This is a genomic window from Aeromonas crassostreae (assembly GCF_054052445.1).
Genome location: NZ_JBSTYM010000006.1, coordinates 189,920 through 203,265 on the forward strand (window position 1 = coordinate 189,920; position 13,346 = coordinate 203,265).

Sequence of the window (13,346 nt, forward strand, 5' to 3'; positions counted from 1 at the left end):
CAAAAATAACGCACTCTGATTTTAACCACACACCGTCAACATAAATCAAACAGCAGTGCAAAAACGCCTATAGAAATAGCGTAATTTATGACAGGCGTCATCCTATTCTCTCCCTCACTGGGGAAACCGGGATTCTCATGAGTCATAAACATTAACAAATGGCGCGGCCCGATCCGATCGGGCCGCGACTGACTGTCATTCAGCCCCGCCCGACCGTCTCCGCTTGGGCCAGTTGCAGCACGAAGGCAAACTCCAGGGCGATATCCTCATAGGCCTTGAAGCGACCGGATTTTCCGCCATGGCCCGCCTCCATGTCGGTGTGGAGCAGCAGTTCATTGTCATCCGTCTTCAGCTCCCGCAGCTTGGCGACCCACTTGGCCGGCTCCCAATACTGCACCTGGGAGTCATGCAGACCCGTGGTCACCAGCAGGTTGGGGTAAGCCTGGGCCTTGACCTGGTCATAGGGGCTGTAGCCGAGCATGTAGTCGTAATAGACCTTCTTGTTCGGGTTGCCCCACTCGTCATATTCCCCGGTGGTGAGAGGGATGGATTCGTCCAGCATGGTGGTCACCACGTCGACGAAGGGCACCTGGGCCACCACGCCGCGATAGAGCTCGGGGGCCTGATTGATGACGGCCCCCATCAGCAGGCCGCCGGCGCTGCCACCCATGGCATAGACCTGATCCCGGGCGCCATAGCCTTGGGCCACCAGGGCCTGGGTCACGTCGATGAAGTCATGGAAGCTGTTCTGCTTGCGCAGCAGCTTGCCATCCTCGTACCACTGGCGACCCAGCTCCTCGCCGCCGCGCACATGGGCGATGGCATAGACGAAGCCGCGATCGAGCAGGGAGAGCCGCGCCGAGCTGAAGTCGGGATCCATGCTGGCACCATAGGAGCCATAGCCGTAGACCAGCAGCGGCGCCTTGCCCGCCTCGAACAGATCCTGGCGATAGACCAGGGAGACGGGCACCTTGACCCCGTCCCTGGCCTCGACCCAGAGTCGCTCGCTCTTGTAGCGCTCCGCCTTGAATCCCGCCACCGCCTGTTGCTTGAGCAGGGTACGCTTGCCGCTGGCCATGTTCAGCTCGAAGGTGGAGGTGGGCGTGGTCATGGAGCTGTAGCCGTAGCGCAGCAGCTCGGTATCCGGCTCGGGGTTGTAGGCCAGGCCGGTGACATAGGCGGGGTCGTCGAAGGCGATCTCTTTCTGCTCACCGCTCTGCCAGTTGATCTGCCGCAGCCGGGTCAGCCCCTGGCTGCGCTCCTCCACCACCAGCCACTGCTTGAACAGGGCATAGCCTTCCAGCAGCACGTCGGCCTGGGGCGCCACCACCGGCTGCCAGCGATCGACCGGGCTCTCCTTGGTCTCGTAGAGGCCGAAGTTCTTGCCGTCCTTGTTGGAGCGCACATAGAAGCGACCCCGGTAATGATCCAGGCTGTATTCGTGATCCGGCTGGCGCTTGAGGAACAGCCGCGGCGCCTGTCCGGGATTGGCGGCATCGATGAGCCAGGCCTCGTCCGAGGTGGTGCTGGAGAGGGAGATGACGATGAAATCTTCCGAGGTGGTCTCGCCGATGCCGACGTAGAAGGTGTCATCCTTCTCCTCATAGACCAGCTGATCCTTGGCGGGATCCGTGCCGAGCACATGACGGTAGACCTGGTAGGGCAGCAGGGTTTGCGGGTGCTTGCGCACGTAGAACAGGGTCTTGTTGTCCGCGGCCCAGACGATGTTGCCCGAGGTGTTCTCCAGGGTGTCGGCGGCCCACTGGCCGCTCTGCAAGTCCAGGAACTGTACCCGGTACTGGCGCCGGGAGAGGTAATCCTCCGCCACCGCCAGCCAGCGGTTGTCCCGGCTCACCTCCAGGGCGCCCAGCTCGTAGAAATCATGCCCCTCGGCGCGCTGGTTGCCGTCGAGCAGGGTCTGCACCTGCTCGCCCGCCACCGCCTGGCGGGTATGGATGCCGTACTCCTTGCCCGGCTCGAAGCGGGTCTGGTAGCGATAGCCGTTCTTGACGTAGGGGACGGAGGCATCCTGCTGGGGAATGCGCGCCACCATCTCCTGGTAGAGTCGGGCCCGCAGCGGGGCGCTCGGGGCGAGCCGGGCCGCCGTGTAGGCATTCTCGGCCTCGAGATAGGCCAGCACCTCGGGGTTCTTGCGCTCGTCGTCCCGCAGCCAGTAATAGTTGTCGACCCGGGTCTCCCCATGCTTCTTCAGGCTCTTGGGATGCTTGGCCGCCTTGGGCGGCTGGGGGGCGCTATCTGTCATCGACACATCTGTCATCGGCATGGGGGACTCATCATTGGCGTGGGAAGCCGCACCTGCGCCGAGCGCAGCCAGCAGCAGGAGGCAGCGGGAAAAGCTGAACATGTCGCATCCTTGGCGATTTAAGGGGTTATCCGGGGAACTGTCGCCCCCTTGATCGGTCAACAATCTGCCCCTTGTCACGCCAGGTTGCAAGGGGCGGCCATGAAAAAGGCCGCTCTCTGGCGAGAACGGCCCTGATCGGGAGCCCGGATGAGGCAAGATTCACTCAGGTGTGCCTCACATGGGGGAAATCCTCACCCGGTCTCCCCCGGGATCAGCCCGGGTGGCTGGCCCAGACCGCGGTCTGACCCGCCTCGTCTATGGCCAGCACCTGGTAGGCTTGACCCGGGATATCCATGCCGGGGGCGCTCTGGGGCATGCCCGGGATCGTCAGCCCGCGGATGGCCGGTTTCTGCTCCAGCATGCGCCGCACGTCGGCGGCGGGCACGTGGCCCTCCACCACATACCCTTCCACCAGGGCGGTATGGCAGGAGGCCAGTTGCGGTGTCACGCCATGCTGCACCTTGATGGGGTCGAGCCGCTCGGTATTGACCACCTTGAGCTCGAAACCATTGTCCTGCATGTGCTTGACCCACTGCTCGCAGCAGCCGCAATACTGGGATTTGTAAACCGTCATCGGCTCGGCGGCCAGGGCGGACAGGCTGGTGCCCGCCGCCATCAGCGCCAGCCAGAGGGCTGGGATCTTCTCTCTGGACATAGGGACCTCGTCTGATGTTGTGTCGATTCGAACTGGAAACCCGGGACCCCGGCAGGGGTCAGGATCACATCAGAGCGCCCGAGGCGGCCGCTCGAATCGCTCCAGCGGTGGCTGGGGCACATAGAGGGAGGGGGAGAGAAAGTCAGGAGCGGCCGGAGCCAGCGCGGCCAGGATCAGGCTGTCGCTGCTCACCAGGCTCATGGCCAGCACGGTCGTGAAGCTGCCGCAGGGCATGGCTTTTTCCAGGCTGCGCTCGGACTCGCTGCAATGGGGGGTCAGGGTACAGAGATCCGCGGCGGCCCGGCTGCCAAACGACATCAGCACCAGCAGCAGACCCCAGAGGGGCAGCCAGCGGCGGGCGTGGTCGAATTGGCGAGGGGTCAGCAACATGGGCGGCTCTGAGACAGAAGATGGTTCATGCTAACCCGCCCCCCCGGGGTCAGGTCAAGGGCGCCGACAGGGCAACCCTTGATCGGGATCAGGCCGCAGGCAAGTTGGCGCTGCGGCCCTTGCCGCCAGGGTATCAGGGCTGCTGGCGAGTGGCGGCCAGCACTATCTCGCGCACGCAGACGCTGGCCGGCTGCCGCCAGGCGTAGAGCGCGGCCTCGGCGATCACCTCGGGAGCGATGACGCCACCCATGCTTTCCTTCCAGCCGTGGTAACCGGCCTTGATCTCCTCGTCCGTGGTGTGGCTGAGCAGTTCCGTCTCCACCGCGCCCGGCGCTATGGTCACCATGCGTACCCCCAGATCGGCCACCTCTTCCCGGATGTTCTCGGTCAGGGCATGGACCGCGAACTTGGTGGCACAGTAGGCGGCGTGATTGGGGAAGGTCTTGCGCCCGGCGATGGAGCTGATGTTGATGATGGTGCCGCTGCCCCGTGCCTTCATCCCGGCCAGCACGGCATGGACGCCGTTGAGCACCCCCATCACGTTGATGTTCAGCATCTGCTGCCACTGGGCCGGATCCTGGCTGTCGGCCTGGCCGAGCAGCATGACGCCGGCATTGTTCACCAGGCAGCCGACCGGGCCGAACCTGGCCTCTGCCTGCTCGATGGCGGCCTTGAATGCGGCAGTATCCGTCACATCGAGTGACAGGCAGAGGCTGTCGGGCAGGGCCAGGGCCTCCATGGGGGCGACCCGGCGCGCCAGCAGCAGCAGGGGGTGGCCGGCGGCCGAGAAGGCGCGGGCGATGGCGGCACCGATGCCGGAGGAGGCGCCGGTCACGACGACGAGGGGCTTGGACATGGACTCTTCCTTATGTTTCAGATGAGATGAAAGGGCTGGTCAGCGCTGAGTCCATTCACTATAGTCGCGCCATCCATCGGCGAAAAATATAGATTTCCGCTGACCATCATCCGAAATACCTATGGCAACCCCATGCTCGACCTGAGACTGCTGCGCTTTTTCATCGCCATCTACGAACAGAAGAACATCACGGCCGCCGCCCAGTGCTGCCACGTCAGCCAACCCTCTCTCTCCGCCGGCCTGCGCCAGCTGGAGGAGAGCCTGGGGGACAGCCTGTTCCTGCGGGGCAAGCGAGGGGTGGAGGCCCTGCCCCCCGCCCACTACCTCTATCCCCATGCGGTGAAGCTGGTGGAGGAGGCGCGCCGCCTGCCGGAGCTGTTTCGCCAGAAGGCAAGCCTGGCCCGGCTCAACCTCGCCGTGATGCCGGACTTGAGCAAGCGGCGCCTCGCCGACCTGCTGCGCCGCATCCAGGGCCACCTCCCCTCCCTGGATCTCACCCTGTCCGACCATGGGACCCCGGCCGACGCCCGGCTGACCCTGGACGTACTGCGGCGGGAAGACGAGATCTTCCTGCCCCTGTGGGAGGAGGACTATGTCCTGTGCGTGCCCGCCGATCACCCCTTCGCCCGGCGCGATCGGGTCGAGCTTCAGGAACTGCAGGATCAGGATTTCATCGAGTGCCCGCCCTGCGAGGCGCACCAGCAGACCCTGGGCCTGCTCGCCTGCGATCGGCTCACCCTCAATCTGGTGGCCAGGGCCCAGAGCAAGGGACTGGTGCTGGCCCTGGTGCTGGCGGGGACCGGCATCAGTTTTCTACCAGACGGCCTGATCGAAGAGGAACCCGCCTTGCGCTGCGTGCCCCTGCACGGGCCGCGGATGTTTCGTCGCATCGGACTCTGCTACCCGGCCCGCCAGACCCTGAGCCCGGCCCTGGCCGCCCTGATCCCCGCACTGGCCGGGACGCCGGCTTCTTGATAAGTTTCCATCCAACTCCATGCCCCAGGTCATGACCCTATGAAACGCATTCTGGTGATCTTCTCTCACCCCGCCCTGCAACGCTCCAAGGCCAATCGCGAGCTGCTGCTGGCCATCTCGAACCTGGAGGGGGTCCGGGTCCACGACCTCTACCAGCACTATCCCGACCTGTTGATCGACGTGAAGCGCGAACAGGCCCTGCTCGCCGAGCATGACATCATCGTCTTCCAGCATCCCCTCTACTGGTACTCCTGCCCCGCCATCATGAAGGAGTGGCTGGACCTGGTGCTGGAGTACGGTTACGCCTATGGCCCAGAGGCCAATGGTCTGGCGGGCAAGCAGTGGCTCTCCGCCATCACCACGGGAGGCGCCCCCGAATCCTACTGCGAGGCGGGTTACAACAGCAGCCCGCTGCTCGATTTTCTGCGTCCCTTCAGCCAGACGGCGCGGTTGTGCGGCATGCACTGGCTGCCCCCCTTCGTGCTCCACTCCTTCCACAAGCTCAAGGATCCCGAGGCGCTGCGCCGCTGCGGTCAGGACTACCGCCAGCTGCTGCTGGCCCTGCGCGACGAGCGCCTCAGCCCGGCCCAGCTGGCCGGAGTCGACTACCTGCGCGATCTGCTGGAGGCCATCTGATGGGACACGGCATACTGTTTGACGCCTTCATCTACCTTTCCGCCGCCGTCATCGCCGTGCCCCTGGCCAAACGCTGGGGCCTGGGATCCGTGCTCGGCTATCTGCTGGCGGGCATAGTGATAGGGCCCTTCCTGCTCGGCCTGGTGGGGGAGCGGCAAGACGTGATGCACTTCGCCGAATTCGGCGTGGTGCTGATGCTGTTCCTGGTGGGTCTGGAGCTCAAGCCCGCCCTGCTCTGGCAGCTCAAGGGCCCCATACTGGGGACCGGGGGTCTGCAGGTCATGCTGTCGACCGCCGCCCTGGCGGGGGTCGCCGTCCTCGTCGGCCTGCCCTGGCAGCAGGGGGTGGCCATCGGCCTCATCCTGGCGCTCTCCTCCACCGCCATCGTGCTGCAGAGCCTGCAGGAGCGTAAGCAGATGCAGAGCGAAAGCGGTCGCTCCGCCTTCGCCGTGCTCCTGTTCCAGGATATCGCCGTCATCCCCATACTGGCGCTGCTGCCCCTGCTCGCCATGGCACCGATCACCCAGAGCGATGAGAGCGGGCTGACCGGCTGGCAGCACGGCCTGCTGGTGGCCGCCGCCATCGCCGGCATAGTGTTTGGCGGCCGCTACCTGATGCGCCCCGTGTTTCGCGCCATCGCCCAGTCCCACATGCGGGAGATCTTCGTGGCCGCCGCCCTGCTGCTGGTGATCGGCATCGCCGTCCTGATGGAGTCGGTGGGGCTCTCCCCCGCCCTCGGCTCCTTCCTGGCCGGGGTGGTGCTGGCCGACAGCGAGTATCGCCACGAGCTGGAGGCGGACATTGATCCCTTCAAGGGCCTGCTGCTGGGCCTCTTCTTCATGTCGGTCGGTGCCGGCATCAACTTCGGGCTGTTTGCCGAACACCCCATACTGATCCCGACCCTGGTGATAGGGCTGATGGCCCTCAAGTGGCTGGTGCTGATGGTGATAGGGCTGCTGCTGCGGGTCTCGCCGAGCCAGCGCTGGACCTTCTCCCTCGCCCTGGCCCAGGGAGGGGAGTTTGCCTTCGTGCTCTTCTCCTTCGCCAGCCAGAACCGGGTGCTCCCCCAGGAGATGATCGCCCTGCTGACCCTGGTGGTGGCGCTCTCAATGGCACTGACGCCTCTGCTGCTGATCCTCAACGACAGGGTGATCCAGCCCTGGTTCGACTATCGCAGCCAGCCGGATACCCCAGATCACGAGCAGCCCCAGGCCCTGGACAACCCGGTGATCATTGCCGGTTTCGGTCGCTTCGGTCAGATAGTGGGCCGCCTGCTGCACGGCCACGGCATAGGCACCACCATACTGGAGCAGGACGCCAGCCAGATAGAGACGTTGCGCAAGTTCGGTTATCAGGTGTTCTATGGGGATGCGAGCCGGCTCGACCTGCTGCACGCCGCCGGTGCCCACAAGGCCAGGCTGCTGGTACTCTCCATCAATGATCCCGTCACCTCCCTCGCCGTCATCGAGATGGTGAAGAAACACTTCCCGCACCTTAAGATACTGGCACGGGCCCAGGACAGACCCCATGCCCACAATATCTTGCGCACCGGGGTCGACAGTGTGTTCCGCGAGACCCTGGGCTCGGCGGTGGATCTGGGGGTGGAAGCCCTCACCAACCTGGGCTTTCGGGCCAATCAGGCCTGGCGTGCCGGGCAGATGTTCAAGCGTCATGACAACCGGTTGCTGCGCGAGCAGATTAATTACCTGGATGACGAACACACTTATATCAACAAGAGCCTGCAGTACCGGGACATTCTCTCCGACCTGCTGCGAGACGATCAGCTCGGGCCGGAGCATGCCCATGCTCACAACTGGAATAGCGGCCTCCCCAACCAAGACAAGGAAGCAAGATGATTGCCTATTACCCCCTGCTCAAACATCTCCACATGACCTTAGCCATCATCAGCATACTGCTGTTCATCTACCGCTGGGCCCTCGCCATCAACGAGCATCCCCTGCTGCAGCGGCGCTGGCTCAAGATCCTGCCCCATGTCAACGACACCCTGCTGCTGCTGGCCGGGATCCTGCTGGCGGTCACCCTGCAGATGAGCCCGGGAGCCCAGCCCTGGCTGATGGCCAAGATCATCGCCCTGGTGATCTACATAGGCCTCGGAGCCATGGCCCTCAAACGCCCCGACCGCAAGCAGAAGGTGATCGCCGGGATCGCCGCCCTGCTGGTGTTCAACTACATCATGGGCGTCGCCATCAGCAAGTCCCCCTGGGCCTGGTTCGCCTGACCACAAGGGGGGCCTGGCCCCCCTTCATCCTGACAGCACGCCCGTCTTCCCCCCTCCCAGCGCTCGACATCGCGCCTCCTGCCGCCCTCCTTGTTTCGAAAACAGCCGTGACCTTCGCCGGATCAGAGGCGAACGCGCATTAATTTTCACTGCTTATCACGCGATAAATCACTATTAAATCAATATAAATCAGACTCTTAACTGGAGCTGTATGAAAATGGCGACACTTGTCGCAGCAAAACTTGCGACATAGACTGTCGCAACTGGTGTCTAGGATACACTCAACACTCATCCAGTGAAGGCAAGCACCATGAGCAAGAAGCTGTTACGACAACTGACCTTGGCGCGTTGCATCCCGCACCGCCCCTATAAACTGACCGCCAGCCAACTGCAGGTTAAGTTGGAAGAAGAAGGCATACATGTCAGTCTGCGGACCGTGCAACGGGACCTGGAAGAGATGTCCGGCATGGGCCTGTTCGATCTCACCTCGGACGAGCGCAGCAAGCCCCACGGCTGGTGCTTTGAGCGCCATGGCCTCAACGACTTTGCCAACATCATGCCGCTCTCCCTCGCGGTCGCCCTCAAGACCTGGAGCGATCAGGCCAGCCAGCTGCTGCCGGCGAGCGTACTGACCGAACTCAATCCCCTGGTGGACAAAGCCAGCCAGGTGATCCGCGACAGCCAGAGCGAACTGGCCGAACGCTGGCTCGAGAGCGTGCACCAATCCCCGCGCCCCTTCGCCGGCAACCCGGAGATCCGCCGCAGCACCCTGATCCGCGATGCCCTGTGGCGTGGCCGCAAGTTCAGCGCAGAGATCCAGCGTGTCATCAAAGAGCGCACCGTGTGGCTCTGCTACGACCGCATCAATCCCCTCGGCATCCTGAACCAGGCCGATGGCCCGACCCTGCTCTGTACCCTGTCCGAGCTGGATCCCAAGGTGTACGGCATACCATTCGACCACATCAAGGACGTGGAGCTGACCAACTTCAGCGCCACCCAGCCAAAGGACTTCAACATCCAGCGGCTGATCCGCGAGCAATCCTACCAGGGTGTCAGCGGTCCCATCCGCTTCGTCGGACGCATGGATGCCAACAGCGCCACCCTGGCCGATGGCCAGATCCCCGGACACAACCCACGCATGACCCGCTACGACAAGCGCAGCGTGGTGGTGGAAACCGAAGTGCAGGACACGCCGGAGTTCCGTAACTGGCTCAATAACATGGAAGGCAACCTGGAAGTGCTGGCGCCGGAGTCTCTGCGCAAGGCCTATCCGACCACCCGAGCCAACTGAGGGTAGGGCAGTGAATGCCCCAATACCTAACACCATAACACCATTGCCTGCTGGCAAATCAGCCAGACCATCATCTCACCCCGGCAGGCACGCTTGCCGGGGTGCGTCATCGCTAGCTGTGATCTCTCTGTAGGTTGTTCACTCGGGGCATTCCCGCAGAATTGGAGGCGCCAACCAAACCAATCATCCGAGGTGCCCGAGTGAACAACCATAAAAATGCCCGATTAACCCTCTTTGGTCGACAGCTTCTTGTCCAGCGTATCCTTCAACAGGGCCTGCGTGTGGAAGAGGCCGCTCACGCTGCCGGGGTCAGTACCCGAACCGCTTACAAGTGGCTCAATCGATATCGTCAGGAGGGGCCTGATGGCTTGCATAATCGCTCTTCTCGCCCCGCATCCTGCCCCCATGCCATCGATGAGCAGCGGCAACAGAGGATTATCGAGCTGCGCAAGCAGCGACAGACCTATCGGCACATCAGCCAATCCTTGGGGATGGGGCACAGTTCAGTCGCCCGTATCCTGCAACGAAGGGGACTTAATCGACTGGCTAACCTGGAGCCTGCTGCTCCGGTACAACGCTATGAATATGAAAAACCGGGTGATTTGCTGCATTTGGACATCAAAAAGCTGGGACATTTCCGTCGTCCCGGCCATCGTGTCACCGGTGACCGCCGCCAGGATTCCCCCGGTGCGGGATGGGAGTATGCTCATGTGGCGATTGATGACCACTCCCGCATGGCGTTCAGCTCCCTGCATCCTGATGAAACGAGATACAGTGCCTGTCTGGCGCTGTTACAAGCGCTGCGCTACTACGCCCGGCTCGGTATTCGATTCAGTCGGCTACTCACTGATAATGGCGCCTGTTATCGGTCGAAACGCTTCCGGAAGCTGTGTCGTCGGTTGGGACTTAAGCACATGCGCACCAAGCCTAACACACCCCAAACCAATGGCAAGGCAGAGCGCTTCATTCAGACAGCCCTGCGAGAGTGGGCCTATGCACGGAGCTATGACTCGTCAGAGCAACGGGCAGAACACCTGCAACCGTGGCTGCATGAGTACAACTGGCATCGTCCTCATGCCAGTCTGGGCTACCAGCCCCCCATCAGTCGTCTTCAATCCGTGAACAACCTGGCGGGTTTACACAGCTAGCGGCGCTTTCATCCTGGGCATCCAAGGATCTCAAGAAGGTCGCCTCTACTTGGCTATGACTATCTCGGCCTGCTGATCATCCCGACCATAGCCATATCGTCTGCTGAAATAACCATCAGCAGGATTCAATAATATTTGATGATCTATAACCAGTGTTAAGTTCCTCTTGAAACCAAAAATGCCCCTCTTTCCACTTGTGAGAGATCGTCTATACCCCCTGTAGGATTCGGCTACTTCATGCCGTACGCCAAGCCGCGCATCGAGCGGTCCTGTTTCAACGGAAACAAACTAAAGTACTGATTCACATCGATAAAATAGATAAAGCGCCATTTCATATAATCGTTTTCGCAATCTGACGCGCACCTCACCCTCTTGTTAGCCTGCCTGGTTCCCTTATTATCTATCTCACAAGGACGGCGCGGGCATCTACGGATGCATGCCCAGAAGAATAAGGGACTAGTCAAAGGACACCTCGGGATGAGGTTGGATGACCAGGAGGTCATCCATCAGGACGACAAGGATCACCACAGGACGTGGTTATGGACACCTCCAGGACGGAGAGACATAACCCGGATGGTTATAGGTCTGGACGACTTGGAAACGCCACTGGATGTGGCTAGGACGAGCTTCAGGATGAAGATGAGGTAGTCGGGATGACTATCTGTCAGGATGACGCAAGGACACCACCGGATGTGGTAACGGACACCTCCAGGACGGAGAGAGTGCGGCAATCAGGATCGGTTGCCTGGTCAGGAAGACTCAAGGACACCTCGAAGGATCGAGAAGAGGAAATCCAACGGATTTGGATACAGTCAGGGAATGCAGGGAGCATTTGCAGTTCATGGACTGGACGACACGACTTAAGGGGACGGCTGAGCCGTCCCCTTTTCTTGAGCCTGTAAATCCAATTGTGTAACCGCCCACGAATAAGTAACTTTTTCAAAAGGATACCTTCGTGGGTAAGCAAATGGACCAAGACACACTCAAAGCTCTGGCTGCTGAGCTGGCCAAAGACATCAAGTCTGAAAAAGATCTCGGCACCCTCACCCAACAGCTGATCAAGCTCACCGTCGAGACCGCGCTCAATGCCGAAATGGACGAGCATCTGGGCTACCAGAAACACGCCCCACAAGGCCGTGGCACCGGCAATAATCGCAATGGCTATTCCACCAAACGCCTCAAAGGGCAGCACGGAGAGGTCACCATCCAGGCGCCTCGTGGAGCCTGTAAATGATTCTGTGTAACTGCCCACTCCATTACAGGTGACCGTTCAGGCGATCACCGAACTCGATAATAAAGCGATTTAGAGCAAGCTTCCAATTCTGGATCGGCATGGTCCATTTCTTGGAGGCCTGCTGTATCGCGAGAAACGCCACTTTTAGCGCAGAGTCGTCGGTCGGGAAGAGCTTCCTTTGCTTGGTCGCTTTGCGCAGCACGCTGTTCAACGACTCAATGGCATTGGTGGTGTAAATCACCTTCCGGATGGCGGGGGGATAATCGAACAGCGTGATCAGATTATCCCAGTTACCCTGCCAGGAGCGCGCTATTTGCGGGTACTGGCTATCCCAGCGCTCGCCGAAGGCCGCCAGTGCCTGCTGAGCCTCACGTTCCGTCGCAGAGTGGTAGATCTGCTTCAGATCCGCCGTCACCGCCTTGTAGTCCTTCCAGGAGACATAGCGCAACGAGTTGCGCACCATGTGGACGATACACAGTTGAACCTTGGTCTGGGGATACTCCACTGCAATCGCATCAGGGAAGCCCTTGAGACCGTCCACACACGCAATCAGGATGTCTTCCAAGCCGCGATTCTTCAGCTCGGTCAGGACCGACAGCCAGAACTTTGCCCCTTCGGTCTCGGCCAGCCACAGGCCCAACAGCTCCTTGTGACCCTCCATATTGATGCCCAGTGCCAGATAGAGCGACTTGTTAATCACCCGCTGGTTCGCGCGGATCTTCAGCACAATGCAGTCCAGATAGACGATGGGATAGAGCGGATCCAGCGGCCGGTTTTGCCATTCGTGGACCTGCTCGATGACACGTTCGGTCACCTTCGATACCAGCCCCGCCGAGATGTCGGCGTCATACATCTCTTTGAACGCGTCCACGATATCGCGCGTGCTCAAGCCCCTGGCGTAGAGGGCGAGGATCTGGTCGTCCATCTGGGTCAGGCGGGACTGGCCCTTGCGGACAAACTGAGGCTCGAAGGAGCTGTTGCGGTCACGAGGCGACACTGTGTTTATATGAGTGTCTGGCCATCAGACCTTGACCTGACTCGTCAAGGATATTGGCCTGACCAGGTCAAGCCTCTGCCCACCAAGGCATCCCTCCCAATCGCCAGCACAGCCTCTCGGTGAGAGGGTACTCTTCGTCCTGATGGTGGCCGCTCACGCAGCAAATGCCCTCCCTATGACCTGTTCAAAACATCGGTAGGGGGAAACAGTCTGCGGATAAAGAGGTGTAACATGGCGGAATACAACGCTGTTTATCGCCTTCGATATCCTTCCACTATGTTACTAAAACAAAGCCCCGACCAGATGGTCAGGGCTTTCAAGCAGCGGCGAAGCGGATGGGAGGACGCAGTCCAGCTCAAGGGACAACAGGCAGGGGCCGAGTTGCCAGTGCCAGGTCGCAGCCCTGTCTGTTGTCCCTTGTTTTCTCGTCCTTTCGCGAATGAGCAAAAGCAAAAAGGCCTTCCCATGAGGGAAGGCCTTTCAAATTAGTGGCGGAGCGGACGGGACTCGAACCCGCGACCCCCGGCGTGACAGGCCGGTATTCTAACCGACTGAACTAC

Annotated in this window: 10 protein-coding genes and 2 pseudogenes; 7 read left to right on the forward strand and 5 right to left on the reverse strand. The window is 61.2% G+C overall.

Translation table 11 applies throughout. The annotated features are described in order from the left end of the window. Positions 1-199: 199 nt before the first annotated feature. The 4 genes from ACW5W4_RS07180 to ACW5W4_RS07195 form a co-directional block, all read right to left on the reverse strand. Positions 200-2,365: a S9 family peptidase gene (locus ACW5W4_RS07180; protein WP_456688911.1), complete on the reverse strand. Its 2,166-nt coding sequence runs from the start codon at positions 2,363-2,365 to the stop codon at positions 200-202. 211 nt (positions 2,366-2,576) lie between these two features. Next, positions 2,577-3,020, reverse strand: a complete 444-nt coding sequence (locus tag ACW5W4_RS07185) for a DUF411 domain-containing protein (RefSeq protein WP_456688912.1) — start codon at positions 3,018-3,020, stop codon at positions 2,577-2,579. Between the two features lie 69 nt (positions 3,021-3,089). Beyond that, positions 3,090-3,410 (reverse strand): hypothetical protein, encoded by a 321-nt coding sequence (locus ACW5W4_RS07190; RefSeq protein ID WP_408796342.1) that lies wholly within the window; start codon positions 3,408-3,410, stop codon positions 3,090-3,092. A 133-nt stretch (positions 3,411-3,543) separates the two neighbouring features. Beyond that, positions 3,544-4,266, reverse strand: a complete 723-nt coding sequence (locus tag ACW5W4_RS07195) for an SDR family oxidoreductase (RefSeq protein WP_456688913.1) — start codon at positions 4,264-4,266, stop codon at positions 3,544-3,546. A 132-nt stretch (positions 4,267-4,398) separates the two neighbouring features. On the opposite strand from ACW5W4_RS07195, the gene ACW5W4_RS07200 reads away from it, so the two are divergent. From ACW5W4_RS07200 to ACW5W4_RS07230, 7 genes and pseudogenes are all read left to right on the forward strand, one after another. Further along, the gene (locus ACW5W4_RS07200) at positions 4,399-5,241 is read left to right on the forward strand and encodes a LysR family transcriptional regulator (RefSeq protein ID WP_456688914.1); all 843 of its coding nucleotides are present in this window, start codon (positions 4,399-4,401) and stop codon (positions 5,239-5,241) included. Between the two features lie 39 nt (positions 5,242-5,280). Then, positions 5,281-5,877 carry a glutathione-regulated potassium-efflux system oxidoreductase KefF gene (gene kefF / locus ACW5W4_RS07205; RefSeq protein WP_408796348.1) on the forward strand — a complete coding sequence of 199 codons (597 nt, stop codon included), beginning with the start codon at positions 5,281-5,283 and terminating at the stop codon, positions 5,875-5,877. Next, the gene (locus ACW5W4_RS07210; protein ID WP_427263218.1) at positions 5,877-7,733 is read left to right on the forward strand and encodes a monovalent cation:proton antiporter-2 (CPA2) family protein; all 1,857 of its coding nucleotides are present in this window, start codon (positions 5,877-5,879) and stop codon (positions 7,731-7,733) included. Before kefF ends, ACW5W4_RS07210 begins: the two co-directional genes overlap by 1 nt. Beyond that, positions 7,730-8,116, forward strand: a complete 387-nt coding sequence (locus ACW5W4_RS07215) for a SirB2 family protein (protein ID WP_427263219.1) — start codon at positions 7,730-7,732, stop codon at positions 8,114-8,116. Before ACW5W4_RS07210 ends, ACW5W4_RS07215 begins: the two co-directional genes overlap by 4 nt. Positions 8,117-8,426: 310 nt before the next feature. Then, complete coding sequence (locus ACW5W4_RS07220) at positions 8,427-9,407, forward strand: helix-turn-helix transcriptional regulator (protein WP_408796352.1); 981 nt, start codon at positions 8,427-8,429, stop codon at positions 9,405-9,407. 200 nt (positions 9,408-9,607) lie between these two features. After that, positions 9,608-10,555 (forward strand): IS481 family transposase, encoded by a 948-nt coding sequence (locus ACW5W4_RS07225; protein WP_456688915.1) that lies wholly within the window; start codon positions 9,608-9,610, stop codon positions 10,553-10,555. Positions 10,556-11,522: 967 nt separating this feature from the next. Next, positions 11,523-11,774: pseudogene (locus ACW5W4_RS07230) on the forward strand (transposase); the annotation flags it as partial. 37 nt (positions 11,775-11,811) lie between these two features. Here ACW5W4_RS07230 and ACW5W4_RS07235 read toward each other — a convergent pair. Beyond that, positions 11,812-12,783, reverse strand: a pseudogene (locus tag ACW5W4_RS07235) (IS256 family transposase); the annotation flags it as partial. Positions 12,784-13,346: the final 563 nt, after the last annotated feature.